Here is an 18,736-nt window from a genome sequence, read left to right as displayed (position 1 = left end):
GTGTGTGCTTCGGACTGTGGTGGCGCGCGATCAGTAGTGGGCGCCGGGGCTGGCCGGGTCGACGAGCAGGGTGGCGCCCTGCAGTTCGACGACCTGAACGGACGAGCCGAGCGGCAGCGTCGTGCGAACGTCGGTACGCGCGGTCCACAGGTCACCGTGGACCTTGACCAGGCCGGCCGTGTCGGACACGGGCTCGACGACGTAGCCGGTGAGGCCGACGACGGACGTCGGGCCGATGTCCCTGTTGTCACGCTTGGGGCGCAGACGCTTGCGCAGGGCCGGGCGCAGCGTGAACAGGAGGCCCACTGCGACAGCGACCGCGACGACCGCGCTGAGGACGAACCCTGCGCCGAGGAAGGAGGCCAGGGCGCCGGCGAGAGCGCCGATCGCGAGCATGATGAACACGAAGTCCACCGTGACGGCCTCCACGGCCGCCATCGCGAGCGCGACGCCGAGCCACATCAGCCATGCACTGCCGTTCATCGTGTTCCGCTCCCAAGGGTTGGCCGTCAATGCGCTTGCGGCCCACCGTACGTGGTCCGACTGGGGTCGGGAATGCGGAAACCCTAACGATTGTCTTACATCTCAGAAGATCGACCAATCGGTCAGGAGGCCTTCGATGACGAATTACCCGTGGAGCGACTTCACCCCCGTGCGCGCCGACGCCCGCGTCGAGTACGAGGGTGCCCTGCGTGACTTCGAACGCCGCCGTTACGTCGATGCCGCCGAGCGGCTCGAATGGATCCTGGGCCAGCCGGTCGACCACCGCCACGGGCTCGGTGACGTGCGTGAACTGCTCGCCCGCGCCTACTACCACTCGGCCCGGCTGGATCTCGCCGAGAGCACCGCTCGTGCCGTCATGAGCGATCAGCCGACGAACGGCTACGCCGCCATGCTTCTCGCGCGAACGCTGCAGCGGCAGGGGCGCGCGGAGGAAGCGAAGGCTCCGGCCGCTTTGGCGGCGGCCCTGGGCGTGACTGCCGACTGACAGTCCGAAGAACAACCGGCGAAGCGCCGAGCTGAGACGTGATCTACGTCCAGCACGGCGCTTCTGCTGGTGAGAGGGCCTCGTCGTCCACGGCGAAGGTGTGCACCGGTCCCGGCGGGGTGGTCGGCCCCTCGAAGCGAACCGTGACGCGAGAGCGCCCGGAACCCCAGACCCAGCCGTTGCCGTGATCGGGGTGGTGGACGTCCATTCCGGTACGCCAGCGGCGCTCTGGCGACGGGCTGAAGCGCGTCGAGAGATCGATGGCGTCACTGCCGGGGGCGGGCTCGTCCTGCGGTGACGGCGCGAAGACCTCCGGGTACTCGGTCTCGTCGCCGGCCGCGGTCTCGAGATCGAACAGTCCCGTCTGGGCGTGCGCCACGAACCCGCTGAGACCAACGCCGAGCAGACGCACACCCTGAGGCAGATCGAGCCCGTCGAGCAAGCGTGTGGCGGTTCGCGCGATGACGTCGGCGTCCCGCGTCGGGGAGGCGGTCGTGAAGCTGCGCGTCAGGGCCGTGAAGTCGGGAAGCCTCACCTTCAGGTGGACGGTTCGGCCGAAAACACCGGCCTTCTCGGCGCGCGCCCCGACCGATTCGGCGATGCGCTCGATCTCGCGGTGCAGGACGTGACGCTCGTGCACGTCACGTTCGAAGGTCTCCTCGTTCGAGATGCTCTTGGCCTCGCGCGAGAGCGTGAGCTCGCGGTCGTCCCGGGCCCGCGCCAGCGCGAAGAGGGAGCGCCCGTGCCGTTCGCCGAACACGCTGACGAGGTCGGTGTCGGTCATGCGCCGCAGGTCGCCGACCGTCTCGACCCCGAACGTGCGCAGCCGGGCCGCCGTGGCCGGCCCGACGCCGCTGATCGCCCGCACACTCATCGGTTCGAGGACGCTCTTCTCCTCCCCCGGCGCGACGATCGTGATGCCGTTCGGCTTGTCGAGATCCGAGCCGATCTTCGCGAGCATCTTCGAGGTGGCGGCACCGGCGCTGGCCGTGAGGCCGCCGGTCGCCTCCCGGATGTCGGCATCGAGGCGCTCGAGTCTTTTCCGGACGGTGTCGACCTCCAGATCCTCCAGGTCGGCGCCCCGCAGATCGACGTACGCCTCGTCGATGGAGACCTGCTCCACGAGCGGCGACAGCTCACGCAGCAGATCCATGACGACGAGGGACGACTTGCGGTACGCCTCGAATCGCGGGGAGAGGAACGCCGTTCCGGCGGGGCAGATAGCACGCGCCTCCGCCGTGCTCATCGCGCTGCGGGCACCGTAAACCCTGGCCTCGTACGACGCCGTCGAGACGACCCCACGCATCCCGGTGCCGCCGACGACGACTGGTCGCCCACGCAGACTGGGCTTGTCCCGCTGTTCGACGGACGCGAAGAAGGCGTCGAGGTCGACGTGCAGGATGCTGGGGTCGCTTCTCACGTGAGGTCGAGAACCACCTTGACGTCGCCGTCCTGACGCTCGAAGGCCTGCGCGAAGTCCTCCAGCGGCACCCGGCGCGTGATGAGACGCTCGAGCCACGCGTTGTCCGCACGGTCGAGCACTGCGGCGGCCTCTTCGTAGTGGCGACGGTTGGCGTTGACGGAGCCGACGACGACGCCGTTGTCGAGCACGAGGTCACGGTTGATGAACCCGAGGTCGACCTCGGACTCGTGCGGAGCCGAGATTCCGGTGAGGCAGACGATGCCGTACGGAACGTTGTTGGCCAGCACGGCCGAGATGACGGGCACGGCACCGGTGGCTTCGATGACGACGTCGGGGGCGATGGTCGTCATCTGCTCGACGGCATCGCCCGTGACGTAGTGCGCGCCGAGCGCTTCGACGAGTTCGGGTTTGATGCCCTCGGTGGCACGGTCGAGGACGTAGACCTCGAGGCCCTTCTGAACGCCGATGAGGGCGCCGAGGAGACCGATGGGACCGGCGCCGGTGACGAGCACCTTCTTGGGGTCGAAGTAGGCGCGCGAGCCGATGCGCTCGACCTGCTCCCACGCCTTGGCGACCACGGTGGTCGGTTCGAGAAGGACACCGACCTTCTCGAGGTTGGGTGCGAGCTTCACGGCGTGTTCGGCGGGAATGCTCCAGCGCCTCGAACCGAAGCCGTGGATCTGCTTGATGCCGTGCTCGGTGTACTCGCCGTTGCGGCACATGTCCCACTCGTCGTGGGCGCACGCGACGCAGGGCTGGGGGTCGGGCATACGCACGATGCCGACGACGAGGTCACCCGGTGCGAACTCGCTGCCTTCGGGAGCTTCGAGAACGCGCCCGAGGGACTCGTGGCCGAGGATGAGGCGCTCGGCACCGTCGGGGGCCCAGCCGTAGGCGCCTTCGGAGATTTCGTGATCGGTGCCGCATACGCCGAGCGCGAGGCCTTCGACGAGGAGCTCGTCGTCACCACGGTTCGGGTCGGGCATGTCGGTGACGGCGAGGGAGCCGGCCTTCAGGGGTACGACGGTGAGTGCACGCATGAACGTCACCTTAGAACCGAGGCCGGGCGACCGGCGATTCGACGCACGCCACGTCAGCCGACCGCGCGGTGGATGACGAGCGGAAGGACGACATCGGCACCGGCTTCGCGCAGGCTCGCCGCGGCGACGGTGGGCTCCCACGTCGTGTTTGTCGTGTCGACGACGAGGAGAACGCTCGCGCCGGCCACGTCGGGGAAACCCGTCGTGGCCAAGGCGTCACGCCACGCCGCAGCAACCTGTGCTCCGGAGAGCCCCTGGGTGTCCGGCGGGACGCCGTTCCACGTCGCCACGGGCAGATTGCCTACCTCGCCCAGGTGCTCGGCGAGGCCCTCGACGCGCGCCGCGGCGACGGCGGCCGATGCGGTGCGTGTGGGAAGCGCGATGACGCAGCTCGGGCGGCGGCGCCAGGTGGACGCCCAGGCCGCGAGGACACGCACCGTAGAGTCCCGGAGCGCCTGCGAGGGTGGCTCGCTTCCACCGGCGCGGGCATCCTCGCGGCGTTCGTCCTCCCACTCGGCAGCGTCGGCGTGAATGATGACCCGCCCCGGATCTGCTCCCAGTTCCGCCGGAATGCGCCCACGGGCCCCGAAGGGGCCACCTGGCCACATCTTGCGGGGTTCGAGCGTGATGGTCTCCGCGCGCAACACGGCGGCGATGCGCTCGACCGTGGCGGCGTCGACGTCGGCGCTCAGCGGTTCGGGCAGACGCCCGAGGCAGACGGAGCATCGGCCGCAGTTCTCGGCCTCCGGGTCGTCGAGGGCCGTACGCAGCAGCTTCATGAGGCATTCGCGGCCTGCGATGTAGCTGCGCATGATGTCGGCCTCACGCTCACGCGTGGCGATGACGCCCTTGTAGTGCTCCTCGTCGAACGTCCACTGGACGCCGGTGGCGCTCCAGCCGTCCGCGCTGCGCTCGACCACACCGTCGACCGCGAGTTGTTTGAGCAGCAGTTCGACGCGGGTACGGCGGATGCCTGTTTCGGCGTCGAGGGCCGGAACGCTCATCGGCCCGTCGGAGGCACGCAGTGCGGTGAGGAGGGACTCGACCTGGTCCTTGCGCGGGATGGTGGCCGTGGCGAAGTAGTCCCAGATGTGTTCGTCACCGGCCGCTGGCAAAAGCGCGACGACGGCGTGCTCGATGGCTCGCCCGGCTCGCCCGATGTGCTGGTAGTAGGAGACCGGCGACGCCGGGGCGCCGAGGTGGACGACGAAGCCGAGGTCGGGCTTGTCATAGCCCATCCCGAGGGCCGACGTGGCCACGAGGGCCTTGACCTCGTTGCGCCGCAGAGCGTCCTCGAGGTGCTCGCGTTCACCGGCTTCCAGCTGACCTGTGTAGGCCTCGACGGGAAGGGAATCGCCGTGGGCCGCCTTGATGGCGGCCGTCAGGCGCTCGGCGTCCGCGACGGTGAGGGTGTAGACGATGCCGCTGCCCGGCAGTGACGCGAGGTGATCGACGACCCACGCGTAGCGCTGGAGCGCCGTCATCTCCGGGAGCACCGCGAGGTGGAGGGACGATCGGGCCAGCGGACCGCGTAGCACGAGGGCCGACTCCCCCAGCTGGGCCGCCAGGTCCTCGGTGACACGCTCGTTTGCGGTGGCCGTGGTGGCGAGCACGGGCGTGCGGGGGTTCAGTTCGCGCAGGACGTCGGCGACGCGGCGGTAGTCGGGCCGGAAGTCGTGGCCCCAGTCGGAGACTGCGTGGGCTTCGTCGATGACGAGGAGACCGAGGCGCCCGGCGAGGCCGCTCATGACACGTTTGCCGAAGGTCGGGTTCGCGAGGCGTTCGGGTGAGACGAGGAGAACGTCGAGCTCGTCGGCGGCCACGGCTGCCTCGATCTCGCTCCACGAGTCGAGGTTGCCCGAGTGGATGGCCGCGGCGCGCAGGCCGGCACGGGAGGCGGCGGCGACCTGGTCGCGCATGAGGCTGAGCAGTGGCGAGACGACGAGGGTGGGACCGTCACCTCGTTCGCGGGAGGCTGCCGTGGCGACCCAGTAGACGGCAGACTTGCCCCAGCCGGTGGCCTGCACGACGACGACGCGGGCACCCGGACGGGACAGCGCTTCGACCGCGGTGCGCTGATCGTCGCGGAGGGTGGCCCCAGGACCGGCGAGCGCTTCGAGGACGCGAGTGGCGACGTGGTCGATCGACATGTCCTCACCCTAGGACGAGGCGCTGACAACCCCGGAAATCCGGGGCTGTCGGCGCCTCGCTCCGAACCTGCCAGAGATCAGTCGCGCTTCTCGTGCTGCTTCTCGACGTACTTGCGGCGACGCTCGGCGGCGACGCGGGCGTCCTCGGCCTCGGCCTCCTCGAGCGTCGGGGCGGTTCCGCCCATGGAGGCCGGTAGGAACTCGAGGTCGCTGCCGCTGAGCTTCGGGTAGGCGGCGCGGATCTCGTCGAGCATGGTCTTCATGACGCCCTTGACACGCTCGGTGTTCTCCTCGGGGCTGAGCGCCTCGTCGTAGTGCATCGGCTCACCGACGGCGACCGTGATGGGCGTGTTCGTGCGGCCCATGCGCTTGGGCTTGCCCTTGGTCCACACGCGCTGAGAGCCCCAGATGATCATGGGAAGGATCGGAACGCCGGCCTCCTTGGCCATGCGGACGCCACCGGACTTGAAGGACTTCAGTTCGAAGGAGCGCGAGATCGTCTCCTCCGGGAAGATGCCGACGATCTCGCCTGCCTTGAGAGCGTCGACGGCCTGGCGGTAGCTCGCGGCACCGTTGCCGCGCTCGACGGCGATGTGCTTCATGGCGCGCATGAGCGGACCGGAGATCTTGTTGTCGAAGACCTCCTTCTTCGCCATGAAGCGGATGAGGCGCTTGTGCTTGCGCGCGGGGAAGCCGGCGTACGTGAAGTCCATGTACGACAGGTGGTTCATCATGACGACGGCGCCGCCGGTGCGCGGCACGTTGTCCTCACCGAGGAGGGTGAACTTCAAGCCCTGGCCGGCGAAGAGCGTGCGGGCCAGGCCGATGACGGAGGTGTAGACCGGTTCCATGCGGCCAGCCTAGTGGCCCGGCTACCCTGTTGCGGTGCTCGAGACCATCACCGCGACGCGGTACGTCGTCCCCCTCAAGGAGGGCGGTTCGCTGCCCGGCGTCGTCGAGGGAAGTGACGACGGCACGTGGGTCGTCAAGTTGCGCGGAGCCGGTCAGGGGCTCAAGGTTCTCGTCGCCGAGGTGGTCGTCGGTGAACTCGCACGAACCCTCGGCCTGCGGGTTCCTGCGCTGAAGCTCGTCGAGCTCCCCGAACCCATCGCGAAGTACGAGGCGGACGAGGAGGTACAGGACCTGCTCACGGCAAGCCTCGGGCTCAACCTCGGGGTGGACCTGCTGCCCGGCGCGTTCGCCTACGACGGTTCGCAGCCGCCGCCCGCCGACGAAGCCGCCACCATCCTCTGGCTCGATGCGTTCACGGCGAACATCGACCGCACGCCGCACAACCCGAATCTCGTGCGCTGGCACGGCAACACGTGGTGCATCGATCACGGCGCAGCGCTCTACTTCCACTACTCGTGGCCGTCGAAGGGCTCCAACCCAGAGCGGTTCGCCGCGCAACGCTTCGAGGCCACCTCGCACATCATGTGGGGCGTGGCCACCGAAGCCGCCGCGACGCACGAACGGCTCAGCGCCCAGGTCGATGCACAGCTCCTCGAGCGCATCCTCGGCCTCGTACCGGACGAGTGGCTCGAAGCCACCGATGCCATGCCGACGCCGACCGACGTCCGCGGGGCCTACGTCGAGAACCTTCTCGCGCGGCTGGCCTCACCGCAGGCCTGGTCGCCCGCCCACGCGGAGGGTGCGCGATGAGCGGCATTGGCTACCAGTACGTCCTCCTGCGTCTCGTGCCGTCGATCGAGCGCGAGGAGTTCCTCAACGTCGGCGTCGTCGTCTATGCGCAGATGGCCGATTTCCTCGACGCCCGCTTCGATCTCGCGCCGCAGCGCCTCGAAGCTTTCGCACCGCACCTCGACCCGGCTGATGTCGAAGCCGCGCTCGAGCGTATGTGTGCCGCTGTGCGTGGCGAGGCCTGCGCCGGCCGACCGGCGATGCCGAAGTTGGGGCAGCGTTTCGGATGGATCACCGCCCCTCGTTCGACGATCCTTCAGCCCGGCCCCCTGCACGGCGGCGTCACCGACGATCCGGCACTCACCCTCGATCGGCTTGTGTCGCGCCTCGTCACCCCGTCGGGCGGCTGACAACGCCCGAGGTCGCGGCATAGGGTCGAAACATGACTCTCGAACGACCCGTCGCACCCGACCCCTACTCCCTCCTGCCCGAGGTTCCGTCGTTCACCGTGACGAGCGAGAACTTCGCCGACGGCGACACGCTCGCCGACGCGCACGTCTTCGACGACTGGGGCTTCACCGGTGGCAACCGCTCCCCTCAGCTGAGCTGGAGCGGCGCTCCGGAGTCGACGACCTCCTACGTCGTCACGTGCTTCGACCCCGACGCCCCCACACCGTCCGGCTTCTGGCACTGGGCCGTGGCCGGTATCCCCGCCGACGTCACTGAACTGCCCGAAGGCGCCGGTGACGGCACGAACCTGCCCGAAGGTGTTTTCCAGCTGACGAACGACACGGGTTCGCGCGGCTACGCCGGCGCCGCTCCGCCCGAGGGCGATCGTCCCCACCGCTACATCTTCGCGGTGCACGCCATCGAGGGCGACCCGCTCGCCATCGACGACAGCGTCACCCCCGCGGTCCTCAGCTTCAACGCGGTCTTCCAGACCGCGGCGCGCGCAACGATCACGGCCACCTACGGTCACTGATCCGGCTCACAACGACGCCCCACTCGAGCTTGGGCTGATTCTCGTGGTCCTCGCAACACCTGATTGATCACGTGGTTTGAAGTAGATCACGCAGGCGCTCGGCTGGGTTGTCCCAGTTGAGCGTTTTGCGTGGGCGCCCGTTGAGCTCGGCAGCGACGAGTTCCAGTTCGGCGGGCCCGTGCACGCTCAGGTCAGTGCCCTTTGGGAAGTACAGACGCAGCAATCCGTTCGTGTTCTCGTTGCTGCCGCGTTGCCACGGTGAATGCAGGTCACAGAAGTACACGTTGGTGCCGGTCGCGATGCTGAACTGCTTGTGCAACGCCATCTCCGCGCCCTGATCCCACGTCAACGACGCCCGCAAATGCTGTGGCAACCCACCGATCGTCGCGATGAGCGCGTCCCTGACGGTCAACGCGTCATGCGCGCCACCAGGTAAATGAGCGAGCATCACATACCGGGTGTGACGCTCCACCAGTGTCGCGATCGCTGACGCGCCATCCTTTCCGATGATCAAGTCGCCCTCCCAATGCCCGGGCACCGCACGATCAGCGACCTCGGGTGGCCGGTCGCCGATCATGACCATCGGATCAACGAACCGGCTCGCGCGCTGATCCGGGCTGCGGTGCGGGCGGCGGCGGGCGCGGCCCGTGCGCAACGCCGCTGTGACTTCACGCTTCAATCCGCCGCGGGCTTGCACGTAGATCGCTTGGTAGATCGTCTCGGTGCTCACCCGCATGTCCTCATCGTCAGGAAATTCCTTGATCAAGACATTGTGGATCTGCTCGGGCGACCACTTCACACCCAACTTCGCGATCACGTAGTCACGCAGCCGGCCCGGCTGGGCGAGTTTCGCTTCCTTCGCACGGGCCCGCGACTGCGTCCACGCCCGGTGCGCGGCATACGGGCGATAGCGGCCCGCCTCATCGGTGTAGGTGTCGATCTCACGTTTGATCGTGGACGCAGGCCGTCCCAGTGCGCGCCCGATCGTGCGCAATGATGCTCCCTCCCGGCGCATGTCCGCGATCTTCTCCCGCTCTTCGAGCGTCACGTATCGCGGGTGTAGGGGCCGTGATAACGCCGCCAACGTCGGCGTCAAGGTGTCCATGCCGACCATCGTCGTCGTACCAGTGCGATAGTCGACCAGGCGCCCATCGGAGTGCAGGCGGCTATGACCGATCTGACGAATCCCCCGATCCCAGTCATGAGCTGTGCGCGCATGCACGCCGACCAGGGCGGCAGCCTCCCGGCGCGAGACTCCACGAGCACGCAACAAGTCGTACTCACCACGGCGCGGGTGCGGACCGGCCCCGGTTTTCCCACGCCCGCGAAGGCCCGCTTGGCGCGCCCACGCGTACGCCGAGTTCCGATTCGCACCGACCGCGCGAGCAGCAGCCGACACGTTCCCATCATGGGCATCCATCGCAGCCAAGAACGCTGCCTTCACCCCGTCAACCGACACAGTCCTCGCAACTCCCAAAAAGTCTGGGTGTTGCGAGGACTACTAGAACCCGCCAAGCTCGAGTGGGGCGTCGTCGATGCTGTCCAGTGAAGTGCTGGGCCGGGGGGCCGTGGTGCGGCGCGGGTTCGACGTCAGGCGCGCAACGTGTACATGGCGACGGCGGACGCCGCGGCGACGTTGAGCGAGTCGACGCCGCCGGCCATGGGAATCCGCACCGTGAGGTCGCAGCCGGCCACCGTTCGTTTGCCGAGGCCGTCGCCCTCCGTACCCATGACGAGGGCCAGCCGCTCCGGCGCGCGGGCCGCCAACTCGTCGAGCGTTACCGAGTCGTCGCCGAGAGCCATCGCGGCGAAGGCCCAACCCTGCTCGCGCAACGCGTCCATGCCGCCCGGCCACGGTTCGATGCGGGTCCACGGCACCTGGAACACCGTGCCCATTGAGACGCGGATCGAGCGCCGGTAGAGCGGGTCGGCGCACCGGGGCGTCACTAGCACGGCATCGACGCCGAGTGCCGCAGCGGAACGGAAGATGGCACCGACATTGGTCGGGTGTTCTAAAACACGCGCTCTGCCGACGGAGGAGGGCTCGCTATTCGGAGGGACCGATATGACGTGCGAATTTTGACGACTTGTTCACCTTGCATACCACTATCGTCGCAGGCTGCTCGCTCCCGAACCAACCTCGAAGCGCACTTCGGAGATCTTCTCTGCCCAGGCCGGGAGGAGCAGCGATGACCTGCGCCGCGCCGGTAAGGCGCGCGGCCCCGATGCTTCAGTTCACCTGGTAGGCGATCGTCGTCATCATACCGGCTTCCCCGTGGTAGACGTTGTGGCAGTGCGAGAGCCACCGTCCGGGATTGTCGGCATCGAACTCGACCCGCAACGTTGTGCCGGGAACAACGATCGAGGTGTCCTTGCGCGGCCCTCCCCCGGAATGCTGGTAGGTGTGTCCGTGCAGATGCATCGGGTGCCACATCTCAGTCGAGTTCTTGAACTCGAGGGCGACCCGCTCCCCTTCGACGATACCGAGGGCGTCGCGCATCGGCTTGTCCATGTTCATGCGCTTGCCATTGATCGCCCAGTCATACTTCTCCATGCCACCGGTCAGCTCAAGTGAGAGGGTGCGGTCGACAGCGCGGTTCGGCAGAGCGACTGAACTGGTTGCTTTGAGGCTGTCCGCGGTGGCGGGGGTCTTCTGCTGGGGCAGCTTCACGTCCATCGCGGGCGCGCTTCCCGACCCAGTGCGCAGAATAGCAAGGGCCTGGTTCTGCTTCCCAAGGGCTTCGGCGATGACTGCGAATGCGCCGTCGCCGGCAGTGACGACTGCGTCGTAGCGCTCCCCCATTCCAAGAACGAGGCTCTCTGCCTTGAGGGGTTTGACGGGGAATCCGTCGGAGTGCGTGATCGTCATCTCGTGCTCGGTGACGCCGAAGCGGAAGGCGGTGTCGCCGCCAGCATTGATGATCCTCAGCCTGATCCGCTCTCCAGGCTTGGCGGCAAAGGTTTGCGGGTCGTTGGCGGGCTTGCCGTTGATCAAGTAGAGGGGGTAGTAGACGTCGCCTGCGTCGCCGCCGAGCAGAGGCGAGGTCGCGCCCATGAGGGTGTTGCCCATTCGCATCGGGCCCATGTCCATGTCACCGTGTCCCCCACTATCGTGGTCCATCATTCCCTGGCCGAGCTCCTTCATCACCTCGTCCGGTGTTGCGGTGATGCCGTCGAGCCAGTCGTCGACGACGATGACCCATTCCTTGTCGTAGTCGCCCTTCTCGTTCGGGTCATCGATGATCAGCGGCGCGTACAGACCACGGTCTTGCTGCGTGCCGACGTGGGGATGGAACCAGAATGTGCCTGATTCGGGCAGTGTGAACTCGTAATCAAACGACCCGCCGGGCTTCACGGCATCCTGGGTGAGACTCGGCACGCCGTCCATGTCGTTGCGCAGCGCCAGCCCGTGCCAGTGGACGCTGGTTGGATCAGGGAGATCGTTGGTGAAGGCGACCTTCAGGGTGTCGCCGACGTTGCCGCGCAGCGGCTGGGTCGCCGAGGCTCCCCGGTAGGCCCAGGTCTTCGCGGTCTTCCCGCCGAGGTCGAGGGTGACCGGCTCGGCGGTCAGCGCGCGGTGCACGACAGCACCGGTGCTGCGGCGCTTCGCCTCCGCGGCGGTGACCGCGGTGCTGCTGGGTCTCACGAATGAGGTTGTTTTGGTGGCAGTGGTGCTGCATCCGGCGAGGCCGGCGGCGGTGAGGGTCAGTGCGCCGACGGACAGGAACTGTCGACGGTTCAGGGTGGAATGCATGGGTGATGTCCTTGTGTGTCGGTAGTGAGCGGAGCCACGGCATCGCGCTTGCGCGCTCGACGATCACGGATGGTCGGAGGCGCAGGTCAGCATGAGCCCAGAAGGGGGGCCATCGTTGTGGGACACGGTGTCGTGGCAGGCACGGCAGGGTAGTGGACCCGCCGAGGTGGCTGACTGAGGAGCGCAGCATCGGCGCTCCCGTCTGCTCACGTTCGGTAGATCGACAGTTCCAGATGCGTCAGCGCAAACCTGCGAGGCGTCTCCGATAGCGGCGTCGGCAGGGGCGCAGAGACGGGCGTGAGGACATCCGCGACGGAAGGAACGGGAAGGGCCGGAATACTCTCGGCCGTGGGCGCGGAGACACAGGTAGAGTCGCCGCTGTTCATGGCGTCTGCGCAGCCGCCGGAGCCGTGCACCAGGCCCTGCGCTCCGGCCGCGGCCGACATGGAGGCGGTAGGCGACATGCCCGTCATGCCGGGCGAGGACGGGGATGCGTGAGCCGGCGACGCCATCGAGGCCGTCGCCGCTGCCGGGCCGCCGACCAGCGCGTGCATGCCGAGAAGACCCGTGATCAGCAGCACCGTAAGAACGACCAGCTGCAGCCATTGCCGGCCGCGGCAGGGTTCAGGAGTCGCGCACTTCACAGCCACAGCATACCCCGGTGGCGTATCACTTCGAAACGACGGGTCCGTTCAGAAGCGATCCCGGCCGACCTTGCGGGAATACCCTGTGCGGGTATAAGGTTCTCAAAAGAGTACCCACCGGGGGTATCCAAGTAGAGGAGGCTATCCGATGACTGCAAACGAGTACCAAGTGACGGGCATGACCTGCGGGCACTGCGAGGCATCAGTCCGCGAGGAGGTCGGCGAGATCGCCGGTGTCACCGCCATCGAGGTCAGCGCCCAGACGGGAAGGCTCGTGATCACCACCTCCGGCGAGATCGACGACGCACAGGTCCTGGCCGCCGTCGAAGAGGCCGGCTATTCGGCCGTGCGCGCCTGATGAAGGCCCCGGCCAGCCTCGCGGCCCACTGCACTGCACTGCACGGTCGCGGCAGAGCAGAGAGAAGGAAACAGCATGAGCGCACCAGCGCCACTGAGCGCGGACTCGGGCATCGAGCTGGAAGTCGGAGGGATGACCTGCGCCTCCTGCGCGAACAGGATCGAGCGCAAGCTGAACAAGCTTGACGGCGTCACCGCGAGCGTCAACTACGCCACCGAAAAGGCCAAGGTCACCGTGCCCGCCGGCTATGACCCGGCTCTTCTGGTCGCCGAGGTCGAGAAGACCGGCTACACCGCGGCATTGCCCCGGCCCGAAGCCGCGACGACGGACTCCGAAGGCAACGATCAGGACCCAGCCGATGACCCCGAACTGACCTCGCTCAAGCAGAGGCTGATCGGGTCGATCGTGCTCACCGTGCCGGTAATCGCGATGGCCATGATTCCGGTCCTGCAGTTCACCTACTGGCAGTGGGCCTCGCTGGCTCTGGCCGCGCCGGTAATCGTCTGGGCGGGCTGGCCGTTCCACAAGGCCGCATGGACCAACCTCAAGCACGGCACAGCCACGATGGACACGCTCGTCTCGATGGGCACGAGCGCGGCGTTCCTGTGGTCGCTCTATGCATTGTTCCTCGGCCATGCCGGCATGCCGGGGACGACGCATCCCTTCGAGTTCACCATCGCGCCGTCTGACGGCGCGGGCAACATCTACCTCGAGGCTGCCGCGGGTGTGACGATGTTCATCCTCGCCGGACGCTACTTCGAGAAGCGCTCCAAGCGACAGGCCGGTGCCGCGCTGCGCGCCCTGCTCGACCTCGGGGCGAAAGAGGTCGCCGTCCTGCGTGACGGCGTCGAGACCAAGATCCCGACCGGAGAGTTGGCCGTCGGCGACGAGTTCGCCGTCCGTCCCGGCGAGAAGATCGCCACCGACGGTACCGTCGTCTCCGGCACCTCGGCCGTGGACGCCTCCATGCTCACCGGCGAGTCCGTTCCCGTCGAGGTCGTCGCAGGCGACGCGGTGACTGGGGCCACGGTCAACGCTGGCGGGCGTCTTGTTGTCCGGGCGACACGGGTCGGTTCGGACACCCAGCTGGCGCAGATGGCCAAACTGGTGGAGGACGCCCAGTCCGGCAAGGCCGCCGTCCAGCGCCTGGCCGACCGGATCTCGGGCATCTTCGTGCCGATCGTCATCGTCATCGCCCTCGGCACGCTCGGCGCGTGGCTGATCTTCGGACCCGGCGTCTCCGCCGCCTTCACCGCAGCGGTCGCGGTCCTCGTCATCGCCTGCCCCTGCGCCCTCGGCCTGGCCACCCCGACAGCACTGCTGGTCGGGACAGGCCGCGGCGCGCAGATGGGCGTCCTCATCAAGGGCCCCGAAGTCCTCGAATCCACACGCAAGGTCGACACCGTCGTCCTCGACAAGACCGGCACCGTCACCACCGGCAAGATGACCCTGGTCGACGCAATCACCGAGCCGGGCACTGACCGCACCGAGCTGCTTCGCCTGGCCGGCGCTTTGGAGAACGCCTCCGAGCACCCGATCGCCCAGGCCATCGCCAAGGGCGCGGTCGGGGAGATCGGCCAGCTGCCCTCCCCGGAGGACTTCGCCAACATCGAGGGCAAGGGCGTCCAGGGCGTCGTCGACGGCCGCGGCGTGCTCGTCGGCCGGGAGTCCCTGCTGGCCGACTGGTCCCAGCACCTCTCCGGCGACGTCGCTGCTACTAAGGCCGCAGCCGAGGACGAGGGCAAGACCGTCGTCGCCGTCGGCTGGGACGGACAGGCCCGCGGGATTTTCGTTGTCGCCGACGCCGTCAAGGCCACCAGCGCCGAGGCGATCCAGGGCCTGAAGGACATGGGCCTCACCCCGGTCTTGCTCACTGGCGACAACGAGGCCGTGGCTCGCCGGATCGCCGCCGAGGTCGGCATCGAGAAGGTCATCGCCGAGGTCCTGCCCAAGGACAAGGTCGACGTCGTCACCGGACTCCAGGACGAGGGCAAGGTCGTCGCGATGGTCGGCGACGGCGTCAACGACGCCCCGGCGCTGGCCCAGGCCGACCTGGGCCTGGCGATGGGCACCGGCACTGACGTCGCCATCGAAGCCTCCGACATCACCCTCGTGCGCGGGGACCTGCGGGCCGCGGTCGACGCGATCCGACTCTCCCGCAAGACCCTCGGCACGATCAAGACCAACCTGTTCTGGGCGTTTGCCTACAACGTCGCGGCCATTCCGGTCGCGGCGCTGGGCATGCTCAACCCCATGCTCGCAGGCGCGGCGATGGCGTTCTCGTCCGTCTTCGTCGTCGGCAACAGCCTCCGCCTGCACGGGTTCCGCAGCGTTGCCAGGCAGTGACGCCGCAGAATCGACCATCATCCGAATACACGAAAGGCATTCACCGAGAATGAGCAACGAAGACCAGGCATTCACCAGCTGCTGCAGCACCTCCCCTGCAACCGAGACATCCGCAGCCGAGGAACCTGTCAGCGACGGTTCCAGCTGCTGCGGCACGACCGGCGCAGAGAACCACGCCGCCGATTCCGGCCATCGCGAAAACCTCCTCGTCGAAGGAAGCGACGACGTGACCACCTGCCCCGTCATGGTCGGCAATCCGGTCAACAAACAGGACGCCGAAGAAAAGGACCTCTTCCGCGACTTCGACGGGCAACGCTACTGGCTCTGCTGCCCAGGCTGCGGACCGACCTTCGACTCCGACCCAGCCAAGTACGCCGCCAACATGGCCTGATCCTTCGACGCCCCGGGGCTGCAGCATCACTGCTGCCGCCCCGGGGCGACTAAAGCATAGCTGAGCGATTCCACGCCCACCGATCGACATTTGACCCATACCCCAGAGGGGTATAATGTTGATCGGGCCAGAATGAATAGGAGATTTTATGCGTAAGCGCCTCATGACCACCGTCGCCGCGGGAGTGCTCGGCGGAGCACTCGTGCTCTCCGGCTGCAGCACCGGAGGGGATCAGGACCAAGCGACCCCCTCGTCGACCAGTCAGCACGAGGGCCACGGGAGCAGTGGCGGCAGTTCTGACAGCGGCGGGATGGAGCATCCGATGGACGGCGGCCCCGCCCCCGAGGGCATCGAGAAGGCTGCGTCGCCGAAGTACCCGGTCGGCACCGAGGTGACGCTCACCGCCGACCACATGGAGGGAATGGACGGCGCACCGGCCACCATCGCCGGCGCTTTTGACACGTATACCTACGCGGTGAACTTCACGCCCACCACCGGCGGGGATCCGGTCAAGGATCACAAGTGGGTCGTGCAGGAGGAGATCGAGGACGCCGGCGACCAGCGAATCGCCGACGGCACCGAAGTCACCCTGGAGGCCGAGCACATGGAGGGCATGAAGGGCGCGAAGGCGACCATCGCCTCCTCCACCGACGAGACCGTCTACATGGTCGACTACGAGTCCGACGGCATGACGATGACCAACCACAAGTGGGTCGTCGAGAGCGAGATCAAGCCGGCCTCCTGAGCCGGTCGCCCCGGGCCCATTCAAGGTCCGCGGCGAGACACGACCCGATCGAAGGAAAGACCGGGGAAGAACGAGGGGAAGCGAAGAGCAATGACGGACCCGAACGCGCACCAACATCACCACGACGCCGTCGCGACCACCGAGCTCGGCCACGGGGACGGCGCGCACGGCGAGCACGAGGGCCACGGCGAGCACGAGGGCCACGGCGAGCACGAGGGCCACGGCGAGCACGAGGGCCACGGCCAGCACGACGACCACGCAGCGCACGGCGGCCACGGCGGTCATGCCGGCCACGGTGACCACGTGGGCCAGTTCCGTCGACTGTTCTGGATCAACCTCGTCATCGCCGTCCCGGTGGTCGCGTTCTCCCCGATGTTTGCCATGCTCCTGGGCTACTCGGTGCCCGGTTGGGCGGGCTGGGTCGCCGCAGTCCTCGGCACCGTCATGTACGCCTGGGGCGGCACCCCGTTCCTCACCGGTGCGATCAGCGAGCTGAAGAGCCGCCAGCCGGGGATGATGCTGCTCATCGCGCTCGGCATCACCGTAGCGTTCCTCGCCTCCTGGGCCGCCACTCTCGGGCTCGTCCACCACGAGCTCGAGTTCTGGTGGGAGCTGGCGCTGCTGATCGTCATCATGCTGCTAGGCCACTGGATCGAGATGCGTTCCCTGGCCCAGACGACCTCGGCGCTGGACTCCCTGGCCGCGCTGCTGCCTGACGAGGCCGAGCGCGTCGAGGGCGACGACGTGGTCAAGGTCGACCCCGCCGACCTCCGCGTCGGTGACCTCGTCATCGTCCGCCCCGGCGGCAGCGTCCCCGCCGACGGCACCATCGTCGACGGCCGCGCCGATATGGACGAGTCCATGATCACCGGCGAATCACGCCCCGTCGCCCGCGGCGAAGGCGAGAACGTCACTGCTGGCACCGTGGCCACCGACTCCGGCCTGCGCGTGGAGATCAGCGCCACCGGCGACGACACCGCCCTGGCCGGCATCAACCGGCTCGTGGCCGAGGCGCAGGGCTCCTCCTCCCGCGCCCAGCGCATTGCCGACCGCGCTGCCGCCCTGCTGTTCTGGTTCGCCCTCGGTGCGGCCCTGATCACCGCAGTCGTTTGGACGCTGTTCGGGCTGCCCGACGACGCGGTCATTCGCACCATCACCGTGCTCGTCATCGCGTGCCCCCACGCGCTGGGTCTGGCGATCCCGCTGGTCGTGTCCATCGCCACCGAGCGCGCCGCCCGTGGCGGCGTCCTGGTCAAGGACCGCCTCTCCCTGGAGTCGATGCGTCAGGTCGACGCGGTGCTCTTCGACAAGACCGGCACTCTGACCAAGGGCGAGCCCACCGTCACCGGCGTCGAGCCGACCGGTGCGCTGGATGCCGACCAGGTCCTCGCCCTGGCCGCCGCGGCCGAGGCCGACAGCGAGCACCCGCTCGCCCAGGCCATCGTCGCTGCCGCCAAGGAGAAGAGCCTCGCTATCGAGGCGGCCAGTGGATTCACCTCCTCCCCGGCGGTCGGCGTCACCGCGACTGTGGCCGGCCAGGAGATCCGCGTCGGCGGACCTCGTCTGCTCGAGGAGACCGGGCAGGACGAGATCGACGCGGCCGACGCGTGGCGGGCCGAGGGCGCGATCATCCTGCACGTCCTCCGCGACGGCCAAGTGATCGGCGGCCTCAAGCTCGCCGACGAGGTCCGGCCCGAGTCCCGCGACGCCGTCGACGCCCTCCATGAGCTCGGCGTTGAGGTCGTCATGATCACCGGCGATGCCGAGGCCGTGGCGAACGAGGTGGGCCGCGAACTCGGCATCGACCGTGTCTTTGCCGGCGTCCGCCCCGAAGACAAGTCCGCAAAGGTCGCCGCGCTTCAGGACGAAGGCAAGAAAGTCGCCATGGTCGGCGACGGCGTCAACGACGCCCCGGCGCTGGCGCAGGCCGACGTCGGCATCGCCATCGGCGCGGGCACCGACGTCGCCATCGCCTCGGCGGGCGTCATCCTCGCCAGCTCCGACCCGCGCAGCGTGCTCTCAGTTATCCAGCTCTCCCGTGCCGCATACCGTAAAATGAAGCAGAATCTGTGGTGGGCTGCCGGGTACAACCTGTTCTCTGTACCGATCGCGGCCGGCGTGCTCGCACCTATCGGCTTTGTCTTGCCGATGTCGGTCGGCGCGATACTGATGTCGATCTCCACCGTCGTCGTCGCGCTCAACGCCCAGCTGCTGCGCCGCATTGACCTCACCCCCGAAGCCAGCACCCGCTCTGTCCTGGAGCGCCAGAAGTGA

At 68.0% G+C, this 18,736-nt stretch carries 17 protein-coding genes and 1 pseudogene; 9 read left to right on the top strand and 9 right to left on the bottom strand.

The genetic code is table 11. The features are described 5' to 3' along the window. Positions 1-30: 30 nt before the first annotated feature. Positions 31-483 carry an NfeD family protein gene (locus tag H7F30_RS10715; protein WP_047312822.1) on the bottom strand — a complete coding sequence of 151 codons (453 nt, stop codon included), beginning with the start codon at positions 481-483 and terminating at the stop codon, positions 31-33. Between the two features lie 136 nt (positions 484-619). Between H7F30_RS10715 and H7F30_RS10710 the strand changes: the two genes are divergently transcribed. Then, positions 620-988, top strand: coding sequence for a hypothetical protein (locus tag H7F30_RS10710; RefSeq protein ID WP_187035029.1), 369 nt, complete (start codon positions 620-622; stop codon positions 986-988). A 43-nt stretch (positions 989-1,031) separates the two neighbouring features. Here the strand turns inward: H7F30_RS10710 and H7F30_RS10705 are convergent, their stop codons facing one another. The 4 genes from H7F30_RS10705 to H7F30_RS10690 form a co-directional block, all read right to left on the bottom strand. Next, the gene (locus H7F30_RS10705) at positions 1,032-2,408 is read right to left on the bottom strand and encodes a DNA polymerase IV (protein ID WP_187035027.1); all 1,377 of its coding nucleotides are present in this window, start codon (positions 2,406-2,408) and stop codon (positions 1,032-1,034) included. Then, entirely contained in the window at positions 2,405-3,451 is a 1,047-nt protein-coding gene (locus tag H7F30_RS10700) for a glucose 1-dehydrogenase (protein ID WP_187035025.1), read from the bottom strand. The genes H7F30_RS10705 and H7F30_RS10700 overlap by 4 nt, the downstream gene beginning before the upstream one ends. Before the next feature lie 53 nt (positions 3,452-3,504). Further along, positions 3,505-5,601 (bottom strand): ATP-dependent DNA helicase RecQ, encoded by a 2,097-nt coding sequence (locus H7F30_RS10695; RefSeq protein WP_187035022.1) that lies wholly within the window; start codon positions 5,599-5,601, stop codon positions 3,505-3,507. A 77-nt stretch (positions 5,602-5,678) separates the two neighbouring features. After that, complete coding sequence (locus H7F30_RS10690; RefSeq protein ID WP_187035020.1) at positions 5,679-6,452, bottom strand: 1-acyl-sn-glycerol-3-phosphate acyltransferase; 774 nt, start codon at positions 6,450-6,452, stop codon at positions 5,679-5,681. A gap of 34 nt (positions 6,453-6,486) precedes the next feature. Between H7F30_RS10690 and H7F30_RS10685 the strand changes: the two genes are divergently transcribed. From H7F30_RS10685 to H7F30_RS10675, 3 genes are read left to right on the top strand one after another with little or no spacing between them, the layout of a single operon-like run. Beyond that, on the top strand, positions 6,487-7,263 hold the full coding sequence (locus H7F30_RS10685) for a HipA family kinase (protein ID WP_129663518.1): 777 nt from the start codon (positions 6,487-6,489) through the stop codon (positions 7,261-7,263). After that, positions 7,260-7,652 (top strand): DUF3037 domain-containing protein, encoded by a 393-nt coding sequence (locus H7F30_RS10680; RefSeq protein WP_187035018.1) that lies wholly within the window; start codon positions 7,260-7,262, stop codon positions 7,650-7,652. The genes H7F30_RS10685 and H7F30_RS10680 overlap by 4 nt, the downstream gene beginning before the upstream one ends. A 32-nt stretch (positions 7,653-7,684) precedes the next feature. Beyond that, positions 7,685-8,224 carry a YbhB/YbcL family Raf kinase inhibitor-like protein gene (locus H7F30_RS10675; protein ID WP_187035016.1) on the top strand — a complete coding sequence of 180 codons (540 nt, stop codon included), beginning with the start codon at positions 7,685-7,687 and terminating at the stop codon, positions 8,222-8,224. A gap of 67 nt (positions 8,225-8,291) precedes the next feature. Here H7F30_RS10675 and H7F30_RS10670 read toward each other — a convergent pair whose 3' ends face one another. The 4 genes and pseudogenes from H7F30_RS10670 to H7F30_RS10655 all read right to left on the bottom strand — a co-directional run bounded on the left by H7F30_RS10670 (position 8,292) and on the right by H7F30_RS10655 (position 12,622). Continuing rightward, positions 8,292-9,338: an IS30 family transposase gene (locus H7F30_RS10670; RefSeq protein WP_255465017.1), complete on the bottom strand. Its 1,047-nt coding sequence runs from the start codon at positions 9,336-9,338 to the stop codon at positions 8,292-8,294. 476 nt (positions 9,339-9,814) lie between these two features. Further along, positions 9,815-10,243 (bottom strand): annotated as a pseudogene (locus H7F30_RS10665) (TrmH family RNA methyltransferase); the annotation flags it as partial. A 211-nt stretch (positions 10,244-10,454) separates the two neighbouring features. Next, a complete protein-coding gene (locus H7F30_RS10660; protein WP_047312814.1) occupies positions 10,455-11,978 on the bottom strand; it encodes a multicopper oxidase family protein in 1,524 nt (507 codons plus the stop codon). 206 nt (positions 11,979-12,184) lie between these two features. Then, the gene (locus H7F30_RS10655) at positions 12,185-12,622 is read right to left on the bottom strand and encodes a DUF6153 family protein (RefSeq protein WP_047312813.1); all 438 of its coding nucleotides are present in this window, start codon (positions 12,620-12,622) and stop codon (positions 12,185-12,187) included. 148 nt (positions 12,623-12,770) lie between these two features. Here H7F30_RS10655 and H7F30_RS10650 point away from each other — a divergent pair, with 148 nt between their 5' ends. From H7F30_RS10650 to H7F30_RS10630, 5 genes are all read left to right on the top strand, one after another. Then, positions 12,771-12,980, top strand: a complete 210-nt coding sequence (locus tag H7F30_RS10650; RefSeq protein ID WP_047312812.1) for a heavy-metal-associated domain-containing protein — start codon at positions 12,771-12,773, stop codon at positions 12,978-12,980. Between the two features lie 75 nt (positions 12,981-13,055). After that, positions 13,056-15,326 carry a cation-translocating P-type ATPase gene (locus H7F30_RS10645; RefSeq protein ID WP_187035012.1) on the top strand — a complete coding sequence of 757 codons (2,271 nt, stop codon included), beginning with the start codon at positions 13,056-13,058 and terminating at the stop codon, positions 15,324-15,326. Positions 15,327-15,375: 49 nt separating this feature from the next. Then, complete coding sequence (locus H7F30_RS10640; protein ID WP_187035011.1) at positions 15,376-15,717, top strand: hypothetical protein; 342 nt, start codon at positions 15,376-15,378, stop codon at positions 15,715-15,717. Positions 15,718-15,865: 148 nt separating this feature from the next. Continuing rightward, the gene (locus H7F30_RS10635; RefSeq protein ID WP_047312809.1) at positions 15,866-16,462 is read left to right on the top strand and encodes a YdhK family protein; all 597 of its coding nucleotides are present in this window, start codon (positions 15,866-15,868) and stop codon (positions 16,460-16,462) included. 90 nt (positions 16,463-16,552) lie between these two features. Then, the gene (locus tag H7F30_RS10630) at positions 16,553-18,736 is read left to right on the top strand and encodes a heavy metal translocating P-type ATPase (RefSeq protein ID WP_187035009.1); all 2,184 of its coding nucleotides are present in this window, start codon (positions 16,553-16,555) and stop codon (positions 18,734-18,736) included.

It is taken from the genome of Dermacoccus sp. PAMC28757, assembly GCF_014302635.1.
In the GTDB taxonomy this organism is placed as follows: Bacteria; Actinomycetota; Actinomycetes; order Actinomycetales; family Dermatophilaceae; genus Dermacoccus; species Dermacoccus abyssi.
The sequence above is the reverse complement of the archived record's forward strand: the minus strand, read 5'-3'. Positions and strand labels throughout refer to the sequence as shown.